This window comes from Dyella japonica A8, from assembly GCF_000725385.1.
Lineage (GTDB): Bacteria > Pseudomonadota > Gammaproteobacteria > Xanthomonadales > Rhodanobacteraceae > Dyella > Dyella japonica_C.
In genome coordinates this window covers 4726395-4750307 of the sequence record NZ_CP008884.1, presented here as the reverse complement: position 1 = coordinate 4750307, position 23913 = coordinate 4726395, and the positions used below count along the sequence as shown (strand labels likewise).

Sequence of the window (23913 nt, the reverse complement as noted above, 5' to 3'; positions counted from 1 at the left end):
CACCTCCCCTGGGGTGCCTCGCTGGACAGTTGCCCCAAATTCCTGTACTATTCAGTTCATCAAAGGTCCCGGAACCTTTCGGGGCCTTTAGCACTCTCACTACCCGAGTGCTAAGCTGATCCCCTATTCAGGAGGTTCCAACATGTCTCAAGCTTTGGTGACCGCCAACCTGCCGGTGCCGAGTGTCGTCGGCAGTCTGGATGCCTATATCTCGGCGGTCCATCGGATTCCGGTGCTCAGCCAGGACGAGGAGCAGACGCTGTCGCGTCGCTACAACGAAAAAGAAGACCTGGAGTCGGCCCGCAAGCTGGTGATGTCCCACCTGCGCTTCGTGGTGCACGTGGCTCGCGGCTACAGCGGCTACGGCCTGCAGATGGCCGACCTGATCCAGGAAGGCAACATTGGCCTGATGAAGGCCGTCAAGCGTTTCAACCCCGATCAGGGCGTGCGCCTGGTGAGCTTCGCCGTGCACTGGATCCGTGCCGAAATGCACGAGTTCATCCTGCGCAACTGGCGCATCGTGAAGGTCGCCACGACCAAGGCGCAGCGCAAGCTGTTCTTCAACCTGCGCAAGAGCAAGAAGCGCCTGGGCTGGATGAACGCCGAGGAAGTGCGCATGGTCGCCCAGGATCTGGGCGTGCCGGAAGCGACCGTTCGCGAGATGGAATCGCGCCTGTCGGGCCGTGACATCGGCTTCGAAGCCCCGGCGGATGCCGAGGACGATGCCAAGCCGGCGCCGGAAGCGTTCCTGATCGACGAAGGCGCGGACCCGTACGACAACGTGGCCGATGCCGACCAGGCCGACAACCAGCTCGACACGCTGTCCACGGCGCTGCGGAACCTGGACGAGCGCTCGCGCGACATCATCCAGCGCCGCTGGCTCAACGAAGAAAAGGCCACGCTGCAGGATCTTGCGGACGAATACGGCGTCTCCGCCGAGCGCATCCGCCAGGTCGAGGCCAACGCGATGAAGAAGATGCGCGGCCTTTTCGCCGCCTGATCTTCGACGTCAGCGTAAGATGACAAACGGCCCCCATCGGGGCCGTTTGGCTTTGCGGGGACATGGCTGACTCCGCGCTCCCGCCACTGGATCCACGGTGTTATGGCTGCCATGCCCCAAGTGCTGGTCATCGAAGACGACGAAACCACCGCGCGCGAGATCGTCGCGGAACTCAGTGCGCACGGCATGCAGGCCGACTGGGTTGCGAACGGTCGCGACGGCCTGGCGCATGCCACGCAGCGCGAGTACGACCTGATTACACTCGATCGCATGCTGCCAGGCATGGACGGCATCGACGTGGTGGCCGAGCTGCGCCGCGCGGGACGCGACACGCCGGTGCTGATGATCAGCGCGCTGAGCGATGTCGACGAGCGCGTGCGTGGATTGCGCGCCGGTGGCGATGACTACCTCACCAAGCCTTTCGCGCCGGATGAAATGTCCGCACGCGCCGAAGTGCTGTTACGCCGACGCCAGCCGCAGGCCGTGGTGCAGCGCCTTCGCGTGGCCGATCTTGAGCTGGACCTGGTGAGCCACGTGGCCTATCGCGGCGGCCAGCCGCTGACGCTGTTGCCCACCGAATATCGCCTGCTCGAATTCCTGATGCGCAATTCCGGACAGGTGCTCACCCGCACGATGATCTTCGAGACGGTGTGGGGCTTCCATTTCGACCCGGGCACCAATGTGATCGATGTGCACATCGCGCGCTTGCGGCGGAAGATCGACGGCGCCGGGCAGCCGGCGTTGATCCACACGGTGCGTGGCACCGGCTACATGATCGCGGCCGCCAACGAAGCCGCCACGGTGGTGTCATGAACGGACGTCCAAACAGCTGGCACTCGACCACCTCGCGGCTGATCCTGATCTACGGATCGCTGTTCGTCGTGTGGGGCGCGGTGCTCGTCGGGGTGATCCAGTGGGAAACCACGCGTTACCTCAATACGGTCATCGACCAGATGTTGCAGCAGCGCATGCACTACATCGCCTCCACCGAGCCGTCCCGGCTGGCGACGACGGTGGATGCCGCGGCGGCGATCGACCCGCACGGCATCATGTCGGTGGGGCTGTTCGACAAGGATCACCAGCCGGTAGCGGGCAATATCGACCATCTGCCGGCCTCGCTGCTGCGTGACGGCCAGGTGCATTTGCTGAGACACGGCTTGCCACGACCCGACCGCGATGCGGAGCGCGTGCGCGCGCGCGGCCTGGCGACCACGCTGCCCAACGGCGACATCCTCGTCATCGCCAAGGACATCAGCACCATCGATGGCATCGGCGCGATCATCCGTCGTGCGCTGCTGTGGGGGCTTTCGCTCACCATCATCCCCGGCCTGCTCGGCGGCTTCCTGTTGCGTCGCGGCCCGGAAAAACGCATCCGCGAGCTGCAGGCGGCGACCGATCCCATCCGCCAGGGCGACCTGTCCAAGCGCTTGCCGGTGAGCCGGCGCGGCGATGAACTCGACCAGCTGGCCGGCATCGTCAACACGATGCTGGGCGAAATCGAGCGCCTGATGAATGAAGTGAAGGGCGTATGCGACAACATCGCGCACGACCTGCGCACGCCGCTGACGCGCCTGCGCGCACGGCTCTATCGCACGCAGCAGCAGCTGGACGGCGAGCCGGAAGCCGCGCTGGTGGAGTCGTGCATCGTCGATATCGACGAAGTGCTGACGCGCTTCCGCGCGCTGTTGCGCGTGTCGGAGCTGGAGGATCGCCACCGCGCGGCCTGCTTCGACGAAGTGGACGTGGGGCAGGTGCTGCGCCAGGTGCACGAGTTCTATGCACCGGTGGCGGAGGATCGCGGTCAGGCGTTCGAGCTGGATATCCAGCCACTTACTCCCGTGCGTGCCGATGCGCACCTGTTGTTCGAGGCGCTAGCCAATCTTGTCGGCAACGCGATCAAGTTCACGCCGTCGGGCGGCAAGGTGAGCCTGCGCGCCAGTATGGACAAGCGCGGCCCGCGCGTGGACGTGATCGACAGCGGCCCGGGCATTCCCGCCGACGAGCGGGACGCGGTGACGCGGCGTTTCTATCGCGGCGACAATAGCCGCACCACGGGCGGTTCGGGCCTGGGCCTGAGCATCGTCAGCGCCATCGTGCGCCTGCACGGCTATGCGCTCGATATCGGCGACACCGGCAGCAGCGGGGCGCGCCTCACCTTGTACTGCTACACGCTGGGGCCGGACGACAAGGTGGGCACCTGCCTGTCGCGCTCTGTGCCAGAGGTCACGCCGATGACGGTGTGACGTGCGCAGAGGAGCCTGCGCCTCGGGCTCGCGCGACGTCTTACACCCCTCATCATCCCTAATCCCACACCGGCATTCCGGCGAGGATTGGAATGATGGTGAGGGGTAGCGGGGCATGAAGTCGGGAGCACGTCAGGCATGCACCACATGAAGATTTCTTCATCCGTGCCCGTACCGCGCTTTCATTAAACAACATGAAATTATCTTCATCCGCTGGCCCCTCCTTGCGCCAGCGGGCCCGTGCGAAAATTTGTGGCGACGCATCATTTCGCGCACGGAAATCCCCCGCATGCTTGGCATCGTCCGGATCGCGCTTACGCGGCCCTATACGTTTGTTGTACTCGCGCTGACCATTCTCATCTTTGGTGTGATGTCGGCCGTACGCACGCCCACCGACATTTTCCCGGAGATCAACATTCCGGTGATTGCGGTGGCCTGGCAATTCACCGGCATGACGCCCGACCAGATGGCCGGACGCATGAACACCCCGTTCGAGCGCGTGCTCACCACGACCGTCAACGACATCGAGCACATCGAGTCGGAGTCGCTCAATGGCATGGGCATCACCAAGATCTACTTCCAGCCGGGCGTGAACATCGCCACCGCGAACGCGCAGGTGACGGCGGTGGCGCAGACCTTGCTCAAGCAGATGCCGCCCGGCGCGACGCCGCCATTGATCGTCAACTACAACGCGTCGACGGTGCCGATCCTGCAGCTGGCACTGTCGGGCAAGGGCCTGTCCGAGCAGCAGCTGGGCGACCTTGGCCTCAACCAGTTGCGCCCGCAGCTGGTGACGGTGCCGGGTGCGGCCATCCCTTACCCGTTCGGCGGCAAGACGCGCCAGATCCAGCTGGACGTGGACCCCGAGGCTTTGCAGGCGCGCGGCCTGTCCACGCAGGACATCGCCAATGCCCTGGCCAACCAGCAGCAGATCAGCCCGATCGGCACGCAGAAGATCGGCAAGTACGAATACGTGATGGAGCTGAACAACGCGGCCACGCACGTGCAGGAACTGGAAGACCTGCCGGTCAAGCAGGTCAATGGCACGACGATCTACGTGCGCGACGTGGCCCATGTGCGTGACGGCAACCCGCCGCAGACCAATATCGTGCATGTCGATGGCGTGCGTTCCACGCTGCTGTCGATCCTGAAGAACGGTTCGACCTCCACGCTGGCCATCGTGGCCGGTGCGCGCGACAAGGTCGCGCAGATGAAGGACGCGTTGCCCGACAATCTGACGGTAACGCCGATCGGTGACCAGTCGCTGTTCGTACGCGCGTCGATCGACGGCGTGGTGCGCGAGGGCATCATCGCCGCCGCGCTCACCAGCCTGATGATCCTGTTGTTCCTGGGCAGCTGGCGCTCCACGCTGATCATCACCACGTCGATTCCACTCGCCGTGCTGGGCTCGGTGTTCACGCTGTCGGCCATCGGCCAGACGCTCAACATCATGACCCTGGGTGGTCTGGCGCTGGCGGTGGGCATCCTGGTGGACGAAGCCACGGTGACCATCGAGAACATCAACTGGCACCTGGAGCAGGGCAAGGACGTCATCACGGCGATCGTGGACGGTTCGGCGCAGATCATCGTGCCGGCATTCGTGTCGCTGTGCTGCATCTGCATCGTGTTCGTGCCGATGTTCTTCCTGCCGGGCGTGGCGCGCTACCTGTTCGTGCCGATGGCGGAAGCGGTGATCTTCGCCATGATCTTCTCCTTCATCCTGTCGCGCACGCTCGTGCTGACGATGGCGAAGTATCTGCTGCACGAACACCCACCGACCGTGGATGAGCACGGCCAGCATCTGCCCCTGCCGCCGCCGACCTCGGCCCTGGGCCGGTTCCAGCGCGGTTTTGTGGATCGCTTTGAAACCTTCCGCGCCGGCTACAGCGGCTTGCTCAACCTGGCGTTGCAGCACCGCAAGGTGTTCGTGACGGGGTTCCTGTGCTTCGTGGTGCTTTCGTTTGCCTTGATTCCGGGCCTGGGTCGCAACTTCTTCCCGGACGTGGATGGCGGCCAGATCCTCGTGCACGTGCGTGCGCCAGTCGGTACCCGCGTGGAGGTGACGGCGGCGGAATTCGCGGACATCCAGAAGGCGATTCGCCAGGTCATTCCGCCGAACGACATCGAGGCCATGGTCGACAACATCGGCCAGTACGCCAGCTCGATCAATACGATCTACAACAACACCGGCGAAATCGGCGAACAGGATGGCGACATCCAGATTTCGCTGAAGGAAGGCCACCGCCCGAGTGCGGAATACGTGAAGATCCTGCGTGAGAAGCTGCCGCGACAGTTCCCCGGTTCGACGTTCTCGTTCCCGCCAGCGGACATCGTCAGCCAGATCCTCAACTTTGGTTCACCGGCACCGATCGACCTGCAGATTCGCGGTTTCCATCTGGACAAGAACTTCGCGTACGCGAACGAACTGCTCAACAAGATCCGCCAGATCCCGGGCGTGGCGGACGCACGCATCCAGCAGTCGCAGGCCCAGCCGACGTTCCGCATCGACGTGGACCGCACGCGCGCCCAATTGCTCGGGCTGACGGAGGCGGATGTCACCAGTAGCCTGGTGGCGGACCTGTCGGGTACGTCGCAGGTCGCGCCGACCTTCTGGCTCAATCCCGACAACAACGTGACGTATCCCATCTCGGCCCAGGTGCCGCAGTACCAGCTCGATTCGCTGGCGCAACTGAGCAACTTGCCGATCACCGCCAAGAGCGGCGGCAATCCGCAGGTGCTGGGCGCGCTCGCCGACATCACGCGTACGCATCGCAACACCATCGTCAGCCAGTACAACATCCAGTCGATGGTGGAGATCTTCGCGACCACCCAGGGGCGTGACCTTGGCGCCGTGGCCGGCGACATCCGGCAGGTGCTCAGCGACACCGAGAAAGACAAGCCCAAGGGCGCGAACATCGCGCTGCTCGGCCAGGTGCAGACCATGCACGATGCCTACTCAGGCTTGCTGTTCGGCCTGCTGGGCTCGGGCGTGCTGGTGTACCTGCTCATCGTGGTGAACTTCCAGTCGTGGACCGATCCGTTCGTGATCATCACGGCCCTTCCCGCCGCGCTCGCCGGTATCGTGTGGATGCTCTTCGTCACGCACACCACGCTGTCGGTGCCGGCGTTGACGGGCGCGATCATGTGCATGGGCGTGGCCACGGCCAACTCGGTGCTGGTGGTGAGCTTCTGCCGCGAGCGCCTGGCCGTGCACGGCGATGCCGTGCTGGCGGCGCGCGAAGCGGGCTTCGTGCGCTTCCGCCCGGTGTTGATGACCGCCCTGGCCATGATCATCGGCATGGTGCCGATGGCGCTTGGCCTGGGCGATGGCGGCGAGCAGAACGCGCCGCTGGGTCGCGCGGTGATCGGTGGCCTGCTGTTCGCCACCACGGCCACGCTGATCTTTGTTCCCGTCGTCTTCTCCATTGTCCATGCGCGTTACAAGCGCACGGTTGATTCCGATTCGGCTGACCATGCCGGAGTACCTGCCCATGTCTGAGCACCTGCATACACTCCCTGAGTCCACGCCCTCGCCGCGCCGGCTTCGCCTGGCCGCCGTGATCGGCGCCGTCCTTTGTGGTTCGATCGTGGTGATCGGCGTTGCCTCCCGCCTGTCCGACGCGCGCAACTTGCGCCAGTGGACCGACGAGCAGGCCATCCCCACCGTGGTGATCTCCGAGCCGGAATCGGCCAACGGATCCTCGCCGCTGGAACTGCCGGCACAGATGGACGCGTTCACCAACGCGCCGATCTACGCCCGTACCAGCGGCTACCTGAAGTCCTGGGACAAGGACATCGGTGCGCCGGTGAAGGCCGGCGACGTGCTCGGCATCATCGACACGCCCGACCTCGACCAGCAGCTGCTGCAGGCCCAGGCGGACCTCGCCACGGCCAAGGCCAATGCTGCCTTGGCCGCCACCACCGCCAAGCGCTGGCAGGTGCTGCGCCAGACCGATCCCGATTCGGTGTCGCAGCAGTCGGTGGATCAGTACAACGGTGATCTCGCTGCCAAACAGGCACAGACCAGCGCCGCGCAGGCCAACGTCGAGCGGCTGAAGGCACTCAAGTCGTATGCCAGGCTGGTGGCGCCGTTCGATGGCCGCGTGACCGCACGCAATACCGACGTCGGTGCGTTGATCACGGCAGACAGCAGCGGCACCGGCACACCGCTGTTCACCGTGTCCGACACCAGCAAGCTGCGCGTGTATGTCCGCGTGCCGCAGGTATACGCCCCCGCCATCCATCGCAACGACGAAGCCACGCTTACCGTGCCTGAGTATCCGGGCAAGTCGTTTACCGCGAAGGTCGAAGCCGATGCGCGTTCGATCACGCCGACCTCCGGTACGACCTTGGTGCAGCTGCTGGTCGACAATCCGGACGGCAAGCTGCTACCGAGCAGCTATGCGAGCGTGAAGTTCAAGATCGGTTCGGGCGCGCTGGGCCTGCGCGTGCCGGCCGAGGCGCTGATCTTCGACGACAAGGGCCTGCACGTGGCCACGCTGGATGCGAACGATCATGTGCACTTCAAGCCGGTGACCATTCGCCGCGATTACGGCAAGACCATTGAAGTGGGTTCGGGCCTGGCGCCGAACGATCGGGTGGTGATCAACCCGCCGGACGGCCTCGCCAACGGCGACGAAGTGCGCATCGCGAAGAACCCGCAGGCGGGCAAGCCCCATGACAAAGCCTAAGCATCTGGCGGCGGTCATCGCGGCGGCGCTCCTGCTGGGCGCATGCTCGATGGCGCCGACGTACAAGGCGCCAGAGGCGCCGGTCGCCGGGCAATTCCAGCCGGCCGGTCCCTGGACGACGGCACAGCCGGCCGACCAGTTGCCGCGCGAAGGCTGGTGGAAGCTGTACGGCGACGAGCGCCTGAATGGCCTTGAGCAGCAGCTGATCGACCACAACGCCGATCTCGCCGTGGCGCTGGCGAGCTACCGGCAGTCACGCGACGTACTGGCGCAAGTGCGCGCCGACCTGTTTCCGCAGGTGTCGGCAGGGGCGGGCGCGACCCGTAACCGGGTATCGCTCAATTCGCCGCTGCACGGTGCAAGCGCGCCCGAGTACTACGACCTGTACTCGGCCTCGGCGCAGGCATCGTACGAAGTGGACCTGTGGGGCCGCGTGCGCGACAACGTGGCGGCCGGTCGCGCGGAAATGCAGGCATCGGCCGCTGACCTGGCATCGACGCGCCTGAGCCTGGAAGCAACCCTGGCCGATACCTACCTGCAGCTCGTTGGCGCGGACCGGCAGGTCGACCTGTTGCAGAAAACCGTCGATGCCTACCAGCGTGCGCTGCAGCTCACCACGACCCTGCATGCGGGTGGAGCGGTGTCCGGCCTGGACGTGGATCGCGCGCAGACGCAGCTGTCGTCTGCCAAATCGCAACTCTCGCAGACCAAGGCGCAGCGCGAAGTGTTGCAGCACGCGATCGCCGTGCTGGTCGGGCAGTCTGCTTCAACGTTCACCATCGATGCGAAGACCGATCTTCCGACCCTGCCGGTGATCCCGGTAGGTGTGCCTTCAACCTTGCTGCAGCGTCGGCCTGACATCGCTGCCGCCGAGCGGCGCACCGCGGAGGCGAACGCGCAGATCGGCGTTGCGCGCGCGGCATTCTTCCCTTCGCTGACGCTGAGCGCGGGTGGTGGCTACCAGAGCGGTGCCTGGGGCAACCTGCTTACCGCTCCGAGTGCGGTGTGGGCGCTGGGCCCGAATCTGTTGCTGGATGTGTTCGATGGCGGACGTCGTCGCGCCAAGGTGGCGCAGGCGCACGCGGCGTTCGACCAGGCCAGCGCGCAGTATCGCGGCACGGTGCTCACGGCGTTCCAGCAGGTGGAAGACAACCAGTCGTTGATCAACAACTACGGCAATGCGCTGGTGGACCAGAAGGATGCGACGGCCGCGGCCGATCGCTCGCTCAGGCTTTCCACCGCGCTGTACAAGCAAGGTGCTGACAGTTACCTCGACGTGGTGACGGCGCAGGTGGATTCGCTCAATGCGAACCTGAGTCTGCTGTCGCTGCAGACGAATCAGCTGCGGGCGAGTGTGCAGTTGGTGCGTGCGTTGGGTGGTGGGTGGCAGGTGGATGATGTTTCGGTGTCGCATCTGGCGGAGGATGCGAAGGCGCGTGGGTTGAAGTGAGGCGTTGATCTGGCCTCGCCTTTTCATCAGAGCCGTCATCCCGGCGCAGGATGGCCTCAAAAGAGCCGTCATCCCGGCGCAGGCCGGGATCCAGTTTCTGTCGTGGTCGGTCGTCGCTTCAGGCCTTCCCGCGATCGGGCCGCCTACGCAGCGGGCGTTTCGACCTTCTGCCGAAGGCCGAGTCACTTTTCTTTTGCTGGCCCAAAAGAAAAGTAACCCAAAGAAAATGGCCTAAAGAGCCAGAGCTGGCAGCATTCTGTGGGGATAAGCCCGAACGCCTGAGGGAAGTCGTTGCTTGGCCACCTCCGCCTCTACACAGCAGGTACTTCCAAGCGCTTCGCAACGCGCCCTGGCGATGAGGACTTAAAGCGGCGCCTCGCTGCGCTTCGGCGTCGACGGAACCCGCACGGTCGCCCGCTTTTCTCTTTTCTGTGGGAGCGCACCCTGTGCGCGACAACCTAACGGAGCGGTGACCACGAGACGCCGCGGTCGCGCACAGGGTGCGCTCCCACAAGGGACTCGCCTCTTTGGATGCTTCGCCAACGGCTCGGGTTCTTGCTTCGGCTTTTGGCTTTGGCTTTGGCTTTTGACCTACCGGGTCCCCGTATGACGCGGCGGGCGGGTGGAGATCAAGCCCCGCAGGGGTGCCAGGGAGGGATCCCTGGCACTTTTCGTCGGGGCAGGAGCCCCGTCGAAAAGCCCGGAACCCGTCCGCGCACCTGGAGGGCGAAGCCCGGAAGGCGCGTCATCCGGGGGGCCCTTTCTTTGGGTTACTTTCGACGCGAAGCTAGTCCCCGTGGGATCTTTACTCCGGGCATCCTGCCCTCCGCCCTTCGGGCCGGCTTCGCCGTTCGCATGCGCTCCTGCGCATGCGTGGGCAAGCAAAGAAAAGTGACCCGCCCTCCGGCAGGAGGGCGGAAGCCCGCGGCAGGCGAGCCAGGTCGCGGAATCGCTAGAACCAAGCCGTGTTGCCTAAGGCGACGACCGACCACGACAGAAACTGGATGACCAGCCATGCGGCTGTTGAAAAGCGCTTCCGGCCCTTGCCCCCTTTTTGGGGTGCGCCGGGATGACGGCTGAAGGACGAGGCGGTGAGGCAAGGTGGCAGCCCTCACCTCAACCCTTTCCCCTCTCCCCAAAACCGCGGCCATGGATGGCTGCCCCGGCATGCCTCAAGGGAAGCAAGAGCCACCACAAGCCAGCCAGCTCGCATCAGCCCAACCACGACGCGATAGAAAAAGGGCCGGCTAACGCCGGCCCCTCTAACCCTTTACAACTTCTCCGTCAGCAGCTTCTCCAGCTTCCGCTGGTCCACCGCAAACTTGCGGATGCCATCGGCCAACTTGTCCGTCGCCATGGCGTCTTCGTTATGGCCCCAGCGGAATTCCGCCTCGGTGATCGGCCTGGGCTTGGCCTTGGTGGCGTCGGTGTCATTCAACGCGCGCGGCAGCGGCGAAGCGTCCTGGTCGAGCTTTTCGAGCAGGTCCGGGCTGATGGTGAGGCGATCGCAGCCGGCAAGGGCCTGGATCTGGCCGATGTTGCGGAAGCTGGCGCCCATCACCACGGTCGGGAAGCCGTGTTCCTTGTACCAGGCGTAGATGCGGCGCACCGACTTCACGCCCGGGTCTTCTTCCGGCGCGTAGCTCTTGGTGCCGGTGTTGGCGACATACCAGTCCATGATGCGGCCGACGAACGGCGAGATCAGGAACACGCCGGCCTCGGCGCACGCCACGGCCTGTTCGAAGGAGAACAGCAGGGTGAGGTTGCAGTTGATGCCGCGCTTCTCCAGCTGTTCCGCCGCGCGGATGCCTTCCCAGGTGGAGGCCAGCTTGATCAGGATGCGGTCGCGCGTCACGCCGGCGTCGGCGTAAAGCTGCACCAGGCGCTCGGCCTTGGCGATGGAGGCGTTGATGTCGAAGGACAGGCGCGCGTCCACTTCGGTGGACACGCGGCCCGGCACGAGTTCGACGATCTTGCGGCCCACGGCCACGGCGAGGTGGTCGCTGGCGTCCACCAGCTGTTGCTCGCGCGAGTTGCTCCTGCCCTTGGCCCACGCCACGGACTCCTCGATCACCGGTGCGAACGACGGATTCTCAATGGCCTTGAGCAGCAGCGACGGGTTGGTGGTGGCATCCACCGGGCGCCAGCGGGCGATGGCGTCGATGTCGCCGGTGTCGGCGACAACGGTGGTGTATTGGCGCAGCTGTTCGAGTTGGGAAGACACGGCGTTGTCCGATATGGAAAGCCGTAATTGTCCACCCTAGGCGTCCCGGGGCAAAGTCGTTTGTGCGTCGCTCCGTTCATCGATACCAGTGACGATGCGGGCGTGGCGCTGGTAGGTCCAGTACGCCCAGGCCCAGTCCAGCATCACCACCATGCGGTTGCGGAAGCCGATCAGGAAGGCGATGTGGACGATCAGCCAGACCCACCAGGCGAGAATGCCGGATAGCTTCAGACGTCCAAACTGCGCGACGGCGGCCATGCGGCCGATGGTGGCGAGCGCGCCGTCGTCCCTGTAAGCAAAGGGTTTGATGTCCGTCTGCCCGCGCCAGCGTGCCTTGAGCAGCGCGGCCACGTAGCGTCCCATCTGCTTGGCGGCGGGTGCGACGCCGGGAACCGGTTTGCCATTGGCCTGGGTGACGGCGGCGAGGTCGCCGATGACAAAGACGTCCGGGTGTCCGGGCAGGCTGAGATCGGGTTCCACCAGCACGCGGCCCGCGCGATCCACGGGAGCACCGAGCTTGCGGCCCAGGGGCGAGGCGGCGACGCCCGCCGCCCACAGCACGGTGCGTGCGGCGTAGGGCGTGCCGGCCAGCATCACGCCGTCTGCGTCGATGGCGGTCACGGCCGTGTCCAGGCGCACCTGCACGCCAAGCTTTTCAAGCTGCCGGTGCGCCTTGTCCGAAAGGTCCGGGTCGAGTGCGGGCAGCAGTCGCGGCCCTGCTTCCACCAGCAGGACATTGGCGCGGCGCGGGTCGGCGCGGCGGAATTCGCGCGGAAGAGTATGGCGAGCGATTTCCGCCACGGTGCCGGCCAGCTCCACGCCGGTGGCACCGCCGCCGACGATGACGAAGTTGAGCCAGGCCTGGCGTTGCGCCGGGTCTTCCTCGCGCTCGGCTCGCTCGAAGGCGACGAGCACGCGCCGGCGGATGGCGAACGCGTCTTCCAGGGTTTTCAGGCCTGGCGCATGGTTTTCCCATTCATCGTGGCCGAAGTACGCGTGCGTGGCGCCGGTGGCCACCACCAGCGCGTCGTAGGGCATGTCGCCGCGCGCCAGTTTCACCACCTTGTGGTCAAGGTCGACATCCCGCGCTTCGTCCATCAACACGGTGACGTTGGCGTGCTTGCGCAGGATCTGCCGCAGCGGTGCGGCGATGGACGGCGCGGAAAGTCCCGCCGTGGCCACCTGGTACAGCAGGGGCTGGAAGAGATGGTGGTTGCGCCGGTCGATCAGGGTGATGCGCGCCTTCGTGTCCGCCAGGTCGTGCGCCACGGCGAGGCCGCCGAAGCCGCCGCCGAGGATGACGACATGGGGACGGGTGTCTGACGATGCGTTGCCTTCCATGTGATGCCTCTTGCGAAGTTAAGAGAATCATCGGAGGTCTCGCGTCGTCCCGGCTCAGTAGAGGTCGATGGGATCGACGTCGAGCGACCATCGCACGCGACGCGCCGAGGGCAGCGTCGACAGCGATGGGTACCAAGGTCTCAGCGCGCTGTGCAGCGCGCTGCGTGTTTCCGCTTCGATCAGCAGCTGGCCGCGATGGCGCCCCGCGCGCAACGGCATGGGCGCGGGCATCGGGCCGGCGAGCTGCAAGGGTGCGCCACCCAGCGCATGCGCGGCGTCAGCAAGGAAGGCGTCGACGTGCTCGCGCTGGTGCGCGTCGGCACGCAGCAACACCTGATGGCCGAACGGCGGCAGCTGCACGCTGCGCCGTTCTTCCAGCAGCGTGGCGGCGGAGGGGCCATAACCCTGGGCCAGCAACTGGCGCAGCAGCGGATGCTCGGGATGGTGGGTCTGCAGCAGCACGCGGCCGGGCTTCTTCGCGCGGCCGGCGCGGCCGGCCACTTGCACGACCAGTTGGGCGAGCCGCTCGCTCGCGCGGAAATCCACGCTGTGCAGCCCTTCGTCGACGCCCACGATGGCGACCAGCGTGAGATTCGGCAGGTCATGGCCCTTCGCCAGCATCTGCGTGCCGATCAGGATGGCAGGGCGATCCTCGTGCAGGCCTTCCAGCAATTGCTCGAAGGCGTCGCGGCGACGCGTGGTTTCACGGTCGATGCGCAATACGGGCACATCGGGGAAGTGCACGGTGAGCGCTTCTTCCAGCCGCTCGGTGCCTTGCCCCTGCGGTTTCAGTTCCGGGGAGAAGCAGGACGGGCATTGTCCCGGCATGCGCGTGGTGTAGTCGCAGTGATGACAGACCAGGGCGCGGCGTCCGGCGTGCAAGGTCATCGGGTGTTCGCAACGCGGACACTCCGCGTGCCAGCCGCAGCTGTAGCACAGCAGCACGGGCGCGTAGCCGCGGCGGTTGCGGAATACCAGCGCCTGTTCGCCGCGTACCACGGTGTCGCCGACGGCGGCGAGCAGGGCGGGCGAGAGGCCGTGTTCAAGGCGTTGGGCACGCATGTCCACGATCTGCACCTGCGGCGGGCGGATCGCGCCGGGCCGCGCGCGCAGGTGCAGGGCGCGATAGCGGCCGGCCTGCACGTTCGCCAGCGACTCCAGCGACGGCGTGGCCGAGCCGAGCACCACCGGCACGTCGAGCGCGCGTCCGCGCAGGATGGCGAGGTCGCGCGCGTGGTAGCGGAAGCCCTCCTGCTGCTTGTAGGCGCTGTCGTGCTCCTCGTCCACCACGATCAGGCCGGCCTGCGGCAGCGGGGTGAAGATGGCCGAGCGCGTGCCAAGGATGACTTTCGCCTCGCCGGACCGCGCGCGCAGCCAGGCGCGTGCGCGGTCGCCTTCGGCCAGGTTGGAATGCAGTACCTGCACGGCGACACCGAGGCGCTCGCGCAGGCGGCGCACGGTTTGCGGCGCCAGGCCGATCTCGGGCACCAGCAGTAGGGCTTGCTTGCCCTGGGCGATGACTTTCTCGATCAGCGCGAGATAGACCTCGGTCTTGCCGCTGCCGGTGACGCCGTCGAGGAGGAAGGGCTGGAAACGGCCAAGCCCTTCGCCGATCACCTCCACGGCCTGCCGTTGCTCATCGCTCAGGGCGGGCGCGGCGGTGACCGGTGCCGGCTCGGCGGTGTGGGCGCGCGTGCGTTCGATCAGGCCGGCCTCGTCGAGCCGTCGCGCCGCGTCGCGCCAGCCGGGCAGCATCTCGTGCAGCAAGTCGGCGGTCTGGGCGCCGCGCGCCAGCGCTTCGAGCAAGGCGCGGCTGCCCCCGCGCCGGCTGCCGGCGTCCAGCGCGCTGCGCCCCGCGGCCGTCAGCGCCCAGGCTTCTTCGTGCAGGTCGGGGAGCGGGCGGTCTTCGCGCAGGGCCAGGGGCAGGGCGTTGGCGTAGGCCTCGCCCGGGGCGCCCAGCCAGTAGTCGGCGGCGCGGGCGAGGGTGGCCATCAGTTCGGCGTCGAGCAGGGGGGCGTCATCCAATACGCGGAGCACGCGCTTGAGTCGGGCGTTGCCGACGGCCGATTCCACCCCGGCCTCCACCACTACGCCCACCGCCTTCTTGCCCTTGCCGAACGGCACCAGCACCCGGCTGCCCGCGACCGCTTCGCCCGTGGCCGGCGGCAGGTAGTCGAACAGGGTTGGCAGGGGTACCGGCAGGGCAACGCGAAGGACAGCGGGCATGAATACCTCTCGGCCATGCAGTGTAACCGGGCCGTTGCACCGGGCGGAATTCCAGCCGGGTGAAACGCATCGACCGGCCGATGGGCGGATTGGCGACGGCTTGCGGGGGCTTGCTGCCCCGTCATCTAGAAAGGGCAGCTAAGTGACTATCGGCAGGGGGCTTTTCCCGTTATCCACAGCCTCTGTGGATAAGTCTGTGGATGGGACGTTGAGGGAGGCCCCCAGGGCGCATGAAAACGGCCTTCCGTACTCGCTGTTCAAGTTTTAGCCAGCATATAAAATTCAATAAATACAGCATCTTGCATTTATCGATTGGCCGTGGTTCATGCAACTGCCATAGGCACGGGACTTGCCTTGACAGCCGTGTGACGCTGTGCAAAACCCCGCTCGAAAGCACTTTTGGGGTACCGCCAAACCGCGCGGCTGCGCGGTTTGTGTGTGATTTGTGTCACAGATAAATCGCAAGTTCTGCGATCAGTTCGTCATGCCCAGCACGGCGGCGAAAGCGAATGCGACGGCGGCCATGATGGAGTAGCACCAGCCGATAAACAGGTATTTCACCGTGGTCATGAACCGGCCCTGCCGGTAGACACGCTTCTGCATGAGGAACAGGTAGGCGAGGGACCAGATCACCAGCGCCCAGCCGAGCAGCCGCAAGGGCAGGCCAAGCCAGGCGGCGTGGGGTACGGCCCAGCCGTACAACCCATAGAGCAGCATGCCCAGCAGCAGGGACAGGAACAGGAAGGCGTGGCTGTGCAGCGCCACGATCAGGTGCTCCATATAGAGCCGGCGCTTGAAGAGGTAGGTGAACTTCAACAGCAAGGCGAACAGCGGCATCAGCACGAACAGGGTCTGCGGCAGCGCATGGAACACGGAGCCGATCACGCGCTCTTCCGCCACCTTGGCGCGATCACCGCCAGTGCGCATCTCCTGCACGTTGGCCACGAATCGCGCCCTCGAGCGGTCCAAGCTCTGGTTGATGGCGGCGGGCAGCCACGGGATGTTGATCGTCATCGAGGTCATGTCGTCGTCCATCAGGACTTCGGGCATGGGCGGCGCGTGAAGCTCGACCAGCCGATGGTTGGCATGGTCGCGCTCGGCGGTGATCAGCTGGTTGTAGCGTTTCCCCTTCTGATCGCCTTGTCCCTTGGACTTCTCGATGTCCTGGCGCATTTGTTCGAAATGCGCGTGCACCGCCTCCGCCGTGTTGTCCTGGCCGAAAGCGCCCGTGCCGGCGCTGGACTCGTTGCCAAAGTGCAGCGGGTCGTAGTTGCCCACCGCCAGATGGCACGCGAAGAACGCCAGCAGGGCCAGCACGAACATCAGGCGGAATGGCGCCACATAACGCTGGCGGCGGCCGGCGAAGTATTCCAGGGTGAGGAAGCCGGGCTTGAGGAACAGTGGCGGCAGGGTGTGGATCACGCGGCCGTCCACGTGCAGCACCATGTCCAGCGTGTCCTCCACCATGTGGTGCATGGGACGCAGCACGGTGTGGATGGACTGGCCGCACTCATGGCAGAACTCTCCCTGCATGGGCGCGCTGCAGTTGGCGCAGTGCACACCCTCGAACGACACGATGTCCTTCTTCATGCCCCCTCCCCGGGAATAATCAGCCGACGATCTTGGCACAAGCGGGTTTCGCTGACAGCTGCCGTGGTCTTTTGTCTGCCATGCGTGCAGGCAAGGCTGGCGACAGGAGTGGGTTAGACTGTCCGTCCAGGAGTCCCCATATGCTGTCTTTCCGCCCCGATCGCGCCAGGGTGGCGCACGAGGTCGGCGCCACGGTGCGCCTTGCCCTTCCCCTGATCGCCGCGCAGCTTGCCGCGGTGGGTCCCAACTTCGTCGATGCCGTGCTTGCGGGGCATCTGAGCGCGCACGTGCAGGCCGCCGTCACCACGGCGGTGAGCATCTGGGCACTCGCGCTGGTCTGCGGCCTGGGCATGATGATGGCGGTGCCGCCGTCGGTGGCGCAGCTCGATGGCGCTGGCCGTCGCCATGAAGTGGGTGCGGTGTTCGTGCAGGCACTGTGGCTGGCCTGGGGCATGGGCATCGTGCTGTGGTTCCTGGTGCGCCACGCGACGCCATTGCTCGACTGGATCGGCGTGGTGCCGACCTTGCGCACCGACGTCATGCACTTCCTGCACGCCATCAGCTGGGCGGCGCCGGCGATGACCAGCTACTTCGCCATCCGTGGCCTGTCCGAAGGCCTGTCGCTGACGCGCCCGTCGATGTATTTCGGTTTTGGCGGCCTGCTGGTGCTGGCACCGCTGGGCTATGTGCTGATGTACGGCAAGTTCGGTCTGCCGGCGCTGGGCTCGCTGGGCAGTGGCATCGCCACCGCCACGGTGCTGTGGCTGGAGATGCTGGCCTTCCTGTGGTTCGTGATCAAACACCCGGCCTACAGCGAGGCGAACCTGCGCGGCGGGCTGGCCTGGCCCCAGCCCCGGATGATCTTCGAGCTGCTGAAGGTCGGCGGCCCGATGTCGATCACGTTGCTGGCCGAAGGCGGGCTGTTCGTGGCCGTGGCGCTGGCCATCGCGACGCTGGGCGAAACGGTGGTGGCGAGCCACCAGGTGGCGCTGAGCGTGGCGACCATCGCCTTCATGATTCCGCTGGGCCTGTCGATGGCGATCACCGTGCGCGTCGGCAACGCGGTCGGCCGTGGCGACGGGCGGGGCGTGCGTTACGCCGGCCTGTGCGGCGTCGGGCTGGCCTTGTGCATCCAGGCGGTCTCATCGACGGTGATGTTGACCCTGCCGCATGTGCTGGCGCGTGCCTACACGCACGATGCCGGGGTGATCGCGCTGGCCGCGCAGCTGATGGTGCTGGCGGGGCTGTTCCAGTTCTCCGACGGTATCCAGGTGACCTCCAACGGTGCGCTGCGCGGCCTCAAGGACACCCGCGTGCCGATGGTGATCACCCTGTTCGCCTATTGGGGCGTGGGCATGCCGGTGGGCTGGTGGCTGGCGTTCCGGCACGACATGGGCGCGCGCGGCATGTGGATCGGCCTGATCGCCGGCCTGACCATGGCGGCCATCCTGTTGTTCACGCGCTTTTGTCGCAACGCCTTCCGGGAACGCTGGCAGCGTCCCGGTTGAGCTGCCGGGTACCCCGCGCCCGACCCCTGCAGGGCGTTGGGCGGCGGGCGGCGCCATGTGCCGCTTGCCCTACATGACCTTCGTCCCGCGAACAGCTACGCTGTCGCCGACCTCTTGAGGAACCAAGCAATGGCGGAGCCCCGTTCCAACGGTTTTTGGGCCTTTCTCTGCGTCCTCGGGCGCGGCATCAACATCGTCAGGCTGACCATCCTCAACCTGATCTTCTTCGCCTTCCTGTTCGTGTTCCTGCTGGTGCTGATTGTCGGCTTTGCCGGCACCCGCGCCGACCACGCCATCCAGAGCGACAGCGTGCTGGTCATCAAGCCCAAGGGCGACCTGGTCGAGCAGTACAGCATCGATCCGATGCAGCGCGCGCTGGCCAGCCTGTCGGGCAACCCGCCCAAGCAGATCCAGCTGCGCGACCTGGTCGGCGCCATCGACGCGGCCGCCAAGGACGCGCGCATCACCCGCATCCTGCTCGAACCCGGCGAACTGCAGGGCGGCGGCTTCGCCGCGCTGCGCGAAGTGGGCGCGGCGCTCGATCGTTTCCGCGCCGCCGGCAAGCCGGTTGTCGTGTGGGCGCCAAGCCTGGACCAGGGCCAGTACTACCTCGCCGCGCATGCGGATCGCGTGCTGGTCGATCCGCAGGGCGGCGTGATGATCACCGGCCTGGCCAACTACCGCCTGTTCTACAAGGATCTGCTCGACAAGCTGGGCGTGGACGTCCACCTGTTCCGCGTCGGGCAGTTCAAGAGCGCCGCCGAGCCATACATCCTCGACCACGCCTCGCCCGAGGCGAAGGAAGCCGACAGTTTCTGGATGGGTGGCCTGTGGGACAGCTACATCAACGAAGTGGCCAAGCTGCGCAAGCTCGATCCCGCCACGCTGCGTTCGGACATCGACACGCTGCCGGAGAAGATCGCCACCGCCAAGGGTGACCTCGGCCAGCTTTCGCTGGAACAGCATCTGGTGGACGGCGTCGCCACGCCGGCCGAACTGGACGCCATGATGCGCAAGGAAGGCGTGCCCGCCGGCAAGAAGGGCGAGGGCTTCCGCCAGGTGTCGCTCCAGCGCTATGCCGGTACGTTGAGCGAGGATGTGTCGACCTCGCCGGGCGTATCCGTGGTGGTGGCCGAAGGCGAGATCACCGGCGGCAAGCAGCCGCAGGGTTCGGTGGGCGGCGATTCCACCGCGGCGCTGATTCGTGCGGCGCGCGAAGACAAGCGCACCAAGGCGCTGGTGCTGCGCGTGAACTCGCCGGGTGGCGAAGTCTATGCCGCCGAGCAGATCCGTCGCGAAGTGGCGTTGACGCGCGAGGCGGGCATTCCGGTCGTGGTATCGATGGGCAACGTCGCGGCCAGCGGCGGCTACTGGATCTCGATGAATGCCGACCGCATCTACGCCGAGCCCAACACCATCACCGGCTCCATCGGCATCTTCGGCATGGTGATGACCGTGCCGGGCACGCTGGACAAGCTGGGCGTGAAGAGCGACGGCGTCGGCACCAGCCCGCTGGCTGGCGCGTTCGACATCACCCGTCCGCTCGATCCCAAGGTGGGCACCGTCATCCAGGCGACCATCGAAAAGGGTTATCGCGATTTCGTCGGCCAGGTGGCCAAGGCACGCGGCAAGCCGTACGACGCCATCGACACCATTGCGCAGGGCCGTGTGTGGACCGGGTCGCAGGCGCATGAACGCGGTCTGGTCGACCAGCTCGGTGGCCTCGGTGAAGCCGTGGCCGACGCCGCCCAGCGCGCGAAGCTGGGCAAGGACGCGCCGGTGCGGTACGTGGAAGAGCCGATGGGCGGATTCGAGCAGTTCCTGATCAGCCTCAACGAGAACGCCATGGTGCAAGTGGCCGAGTCGTATGGCGTGCACTTGCCCTCGTGGGTCGCGCACATCGACACGATGGCGCCGGAGCTGAAGCTGCTGCGCACCGCGCAGGCCGGACGGCCGAACGTCTACGCGTACTGCTTCTGTTCGCCGCGCTGAACCCTTCGCGCAACGGATGAACAAAGGCCCTGGTTTCCGCCGGGGCCTTTGTTTTTCACGATGGCCTATGCGATGGCCGCGCTGAAATAATCACCGTGGCGCTCCACGCACACGGGCATGCCGAAGGTCGCGGAGAGCAGGGGGCCGGTCAGCACATCGGGCTTGGCGCCTTGCCGCAGCAGGCGTCCATCACGCAACAGCACAACCTGCTGGATCTCGGGAAGAATCTCCTCCACGTGATGCGTCACCAGCAGCAAGGTGGTGCCGTGTCGCGCAAGGCCGCGCAGGTTTTCCAGGAAGCGGCGACGGCTGGCCATGTCCAGCCCGGCGCAAGGCTCGTCGAGCAGCAACGCACGCGGCCGGTGTACCAGGGCGCGTGCAATGAGCACGCGCCTCGCCTCGCCGGTGGAAAGGCTGGCCATGCTGCGTCCGAGCAGGTGCGTGGCACCGGCCTGTTCGAGCGCTTCGGCCGCGCGCTCGCGCATGGCTGGCGTCACACGATGATCCAGACCCAACCGCTGCGCGGCAAAGAAACTCGACAACACAGCTTCGGCAACCTCCAGCGTCGCATCGCTGGTGCAGTCGTGCTGCAGCGAGGGCGACACGATGCCCAATAACCCGCGCAGATCGGAGACATGCCAGCGATCGCGCCCGAACACGCGCATCGCGGTGCGGCCATGCCCCGGTGCGAGCGGATAATGCTCACGCGTGATCAGGCGCACCAGCGTGGATTTGCCCGCGCCATTGGCCCCGAGGATGGCGGTGTGCTGGCCGGCATCGATGCGCAGGCTGAAACGATCGAGGATCAGGCGGTCGCCCCGCATGACGCTGGCATCGTCGATGTCCAGCAGCGGGGCGCTGGCGAGTGCATCTTGATGGACGTTCATGCCGGACAAGATGCACGTCCGGACGTCCATTTGCCAAGTCCCGCGGCGCCGGGCGATTTACTGCTGCGTCGCCTCGAGCTGCTGTTGCTGCTTCTTGGCCTGTTCTTCGCTTGCCTTCTGCACATCAGCGGCGCGCTGCTTGTCCTTTTCCATGCTGTCCCACGGCGTGGCGACGCGCGAGGTGCTGGCAGCGGCCGGCGTGGACTCGGGGGCAGGGGGCTTGCCGGAGCAGGCCGTCAGGGTGAGCAGGCAAAGCAGGGGAACAAGCCGTTTCATGGTGGACCTCGCCGGTGGATGGAAGCCATGCTACTTCGCGCATGGTAGCCGGTGGCGCTTGGCGTGGAACGTGGACAGGTTCTAAGCTCAACGCATGAACGCACGCATCGACGCCTGGCAGTTGCAGGGACACACCGCCTTGATCACCGGTGCCAGCAAGGGCATCGGCTACGCCACCGCCCGCGAACTGGCCGGGCTCGGCGCCAACCTGCTCCTGGTGGCCCGCGACGGCGATTACCTGGAGCAGGTGCGCGTGGAGTTGCTGGATGACTTCCCCGGCATCGAAGTGCTCGCCTTCGATGCGGACCTGGGTGAACAGGAAGATCGCCTTGCCGTGTTCGACTGGGTGGCCGATCTCGGTGCACCGCTTTCGCTGTTGGTGAACAACGCTGGCGGCAACCGTCCGGCGCCGACGCTGGCGTATCGCGAGGAGGAATACCGCGCGATTTTCGAGCAGAACCTGTTTTCGGCTTTCGAGATGTGCCGCCTGGCGCACCCGCAACTCGTGCAGCACGCCAACGCGGCCATCGTGAACGTGGGTTCGGTATCGGGCGTGACGCATGTGCGCACGGGGTCGCCCTATGGCATGACCAAGGCCGCTTTGCATCAGCTTACGCGCAATCTTGCCGTGGAATGGGCGGCGGATGGCATCCGCGTCAATGCGGTGGCGCCCTGGTATATCCGCACGCAACGCTCGGAACCGGCGTTGGCCAACGATGAGTACCTGGATGAGGTGCTCGACCGCACGCCGTTGCGGCGGATTGGCGAGCCGGAGGAGGTGGCGGCGGCGATTGCGTTTCTCTGCCTGCCGGCGGCGAGTTATGTGACGGGGCAGGTGTTGGCGGTGGATGGCGGGTTTTTGAATTACGGGTTTTGAGTGGTGCGTGATGCGCGTTGCTGGTGTGGGTGGGAGTGGTTTTGGGTTTGCGCGTTTGGCGTCGTTTTTCCCGCGGGGCGTGCGGGTGGCGGATCTGGATAGCCGTCGCTTGGAGTGGCATGGGGAAGTTGAGGTGTGGGGCCAATCTCGCCTCCTTCCTCCTACCCGTCGTCCCGGCGCATCTAGCAAAAGAGCAAAGGCCGGAGTGCCCCCTCGGCGTTTCATTCTTTAGCCGTCATCCCGGCGTACCCCGAAAAGGGGGCAAGGGCTGGAGGCGCTTTTCAACAGCCGTATGGCTGGTCATCCAGTGACTTTGCTCTTGGCCTCCGGTTGCCGTGATTCCGCGACCTGGCCGCTTACGCAGCGGGCGTTTCGACCTTCTGCCGAAGGCCGAGTCACTTTTCTTTTGCTGGCCCAAAAGAAAAGTAACCCAAAGAAAATGGCCTGAAGAGCTGGCAGCATGTCGATGGGATAAGCCCGAACGCGTGAGACAGGTCGTTGCTTGGCGACCTTCGCCTCTACACAGCGGATACTTCCAAGCGCTTCGCAACGCGCCTTGGCGATGAGGACTTAAAGCGGCGCCCTGCTTCGCTTCGGCGTTGATGGAACCCGTACGATCGCCCGCTTTTCTCTTTTCTGTGGGAGCGCACCCTGTGCGCGACAACCTAACGGAGCGGCGACTACGAGACGCCGCTGTCGCGCACAGGGTGCGCTCCCACAAGGGACTCGCCTCTTTGGAAGCTTCGCCAACGGCTCGGCTTCTTGCTTCGGCTTTTAGCTTTTAGCTTTTAGCTTTTAGCTTTGGCTTTTGCCTTTGGCTTTTGGCTTTTGACCTACCGGGTCCCCGCATGACGCGGCGGGCCGGTGGAGATTAGGCCCCGCAGGGGTGCCAGGGATGGATCCCTGGCACTTTTCGTCGGGGCAGGATGCCCCGTCGAAAAGCCCGGAACCCGACCGCGAACCTTCCGGGCAACGCCCGGAAGGCGCGTCATCCGGGGGGGGCCTTTCTTTTGGTTACTTTTCTTTGGGCAAGCAAAGAAAAGTGACCCGGCCTCCGGCAGGAGGTCGGAAGCCCGCGGCAGGCGAGCCAGGTCGCGGAATCGTCCGAGGCGACGACCGACCACGACAGAAATTGGATGACCAGCCATGCGGCTGTTGAAAGGCGCTTCCGGCCCTTGCCCCCTTTTCGGGGTACGCCGGGATGACGGCTAAAGAACGAAGCAATGAGGCCAGTCTGCTCCACTCACACCAACCCTCTCCTTGCTCCCCATCACCTCTTTTGCCGTGCACGGCTGAAAGCGTCGGAGGAGCAAAAGCAAGCGAGCCACATCACGCCAAAGCGGCCACTGCATCACTCGATACAAAGCCCGCGACATCCACGTTTTCCACAGCACATGTGGATTCCACCGTGACAACCCTGTGGATAGACCACGCAAGTCCCCGCCACTACAAACCTTTCATCATCATGCGCAATGTCTCGGCACCCTTGCCGCGTTTTCCACAGCACATGTGGAATGCCATGGGGCAAGCCTGTGGACAGATCGCGCAAGTTCGCGTCAGTACGAGAGTTTCACCATCGTGCGCAGATTTTCGACAACACCTCGCGCG

The 23913-nt window shown here is 65.5% G+C and carries 15 protein-coding genes; 9 read left to right on the top strand and 6 right to left on the bottom strand.

Annotated elements, in window-relative coordinates:
• Positions 1–142 precede the first annotated feature (142 nt).
• The 6 genes from rpoH (at position 143) to HY57_RS20245 (ending at position 9384) form a co-directional block, all read left to right on the top strand.
• A complete protein-coding gene (gene rpoH, locus HY57_RS20270) occupies positions 143–1000 on the top strand; it encodes an RNA polymerase sigma factor RpoH (protein WP_026034029.1) in 858 nt (285 codons plus the stop codon).
• 111 nt (positions 1001–1111) lie between these two features.
• A complete protein-coding gene (locus HY57_RS20265; RefSeq protein WP_026034028.1) occupies positions 1112–1813 on the top strand; it encodes a response regulator transcription factor in 702 nt (233 codons plus the stop codon).
• Positions 1810–3243 (top strand): sensor histidine kinase, encoded by a 1434-nt coding sequence (locus tag HY57_RS20260; RefSeq protein WP_019465860.1) that lies wholly within the window; start codon positions 1810–1812, stop codon positions 3241–3243. The genes HY57_RS20265 and HY57_RS20260 overlap by 4 nt, the downstream gene beginning before the upstream one ends.
• A 289-nt stretch (positions 3244–3532) precedes the next feature.
• On the top strand, positions 3533–6742 hold the full coding sequence (locus HY57_RS20255) for an efflux RND transporter permease subunit (protein WP_019465859.1): 3210 nt from the start codon (positions 3533–3535) through the stop codon (positions 6740–6742).
• Positions 6735–7934: an efflux RND transporter periplasmic adaptor subunit gene (locus HY57_RS20250; protein ID WP_038581494.1), complete on the top strand. Its 1200-nt coding sequence runs from the start codon at positions 6735–6737 to the stop codon at positions 7932–7934. Before HY57_RS20255 ends, HY57_RS20250 begins: the two co-directional genes overlap by 8 nt.
• Positions 7921–9384, top strand: coding sequence for an efflux transporter outer membrane subunit (locus HY57_RS20245; protein WP_019465857.1), 1464 nt, complete (start codon positions 7921–7923; stop codon positions 9382–9384). Before HY57_RS20250 ends, HY57_RS20245 begins: the two co-directional genes overlap by 14 nt.
• 1270 nt (positions 9385–10654) lie before the next feature.
• Here HY57_RS20245 and tal read toward each other — a convergent pair.
• The 4 genes from tal to HY57_RS20225 all read right to left on the bottom strand — a co-directional run bounded on the left by tal (position 10655) and on the right by HY57_RS20225 (position 16765).
• On the bottom strand, positions 10655–11608 hold the full coding sequence (tal, locus tag HY57_RS20240) for a transaldolase (RefSeq protein ID WP_019463826.1): 954 nt from the start codon (positions 11606–11608) through the stop codon (positions 10655–10657).
• A gap of 36 nt (positions 11609–11644) precedes the next feature.
• Positions 11645–12949 carry an NAD(P)/FAD-dependent oxidoreductase gene (locus HY57_RS20235; protein WP_019463825.1) on the bottom strand — a complete coding sequence of 435 codons (1305 nt, stop codon included), beginning with the start codon at positions 12947–12949 and terminating at the stop codon, positions 11645–11647.
• Between the two features lie 54 nt (positions 12950–13003).
• On the bottom strand, positions 13004–15175 hold the full coding sequence (locus HY57_RS20230) for a primosomal protein N' (RefSeq protein ID WP_019463824.1): 2172 nt from the start codon (positions 15173–15175) through the stop codon (positions 13004–13006).
• A gap of 474 nt (positions 15176–15649) precedes the next feature.
• Complete coding sequence (locus HY57_RS20225) at positions 15650–16765, bottom strand: DUF3667 domain-containing protein (RefSeq protein WP_019463823.1); 1116 nt, start codon at positions 16763–16765, stop codon at positions 15650–15652.
• 140 nt (positions 16766–16905) lie between these two features.
• On the opposite strand from HY57_RS20225, the gene HY57_RS20220 reads away from it, so the two are divergent.
• Both HY57_RS20220 and sppA read left to right on the top strand, forming a co-directional pair.
• Positions 16906–18273 (top strand): MATE family efflux transporter, encoded by a 1368-nt coding sequence (locus tag HY57_RS20220; protein ID WP_019463822.1) that lies wholly within the window; start codon positions 16906–16908, stop codon positions 18271–18273.
• A 129-nt stretch (positions 18274–18402) separates the two neighbouring features.
• Entirely contained in the window at positions 18403–20265 is a 1863-nt protein-coding gene (gene sppA, locus HY57_RS20215) for a signal peptide peptidase SppA (protein ID WP_019463821.1), read from the top strand.
• Between the two features lie 65 nt (positions 20266–20330).
• Here the strand turns inward: sppA and HY57_RS20210 are convergent, their stop codons facing one another.
• Both HY57_RS20210 and HY57_RS20205 read right to left on the bottom strand, forming a co-directional pair.
• Positions 20331–21152, bottom strand: coding sequence for an ABC transporter ATP-binding protein (locus HY57_RS20210; protein ID WP_019463820.1), 822 nt, complete (start codon positions 21150–21152; stop codon positions 20331–20333).
• 57 nt (positions 21153–21209) lie between these two features.
• Positions 21210–21428, bottom strand: coding sequence for a hypothetical protein (locus tag HY57_RS20205; RefSeq protein ID WP_019463819.1), 219 nt, complete (start codon positions 21426–21428; stop codon positions 21210–21212).
• A gap of 94 nt (positions 21429–21522) precedes the next feature.
• Here HY57_RS20205 and HY57_RS20200 point away from each other — a divergent pair, with 94 nt between their 5' ends.
• Positions 21523–22305 carry an SDR family oxidoreductase gene (locus HY57_RS20200; RefSeq protein ID WP_019463818.1) on the top strand — a complete coding sequence of 261 codons (783 nt, stop codon included), beginning with the start codon at positions 21523–21525 and terminating at the stop codon, positions 22303–22305.
• The last annotated feature ends 1608 nt before the right edge of the window (positions 22306–23913 follow it).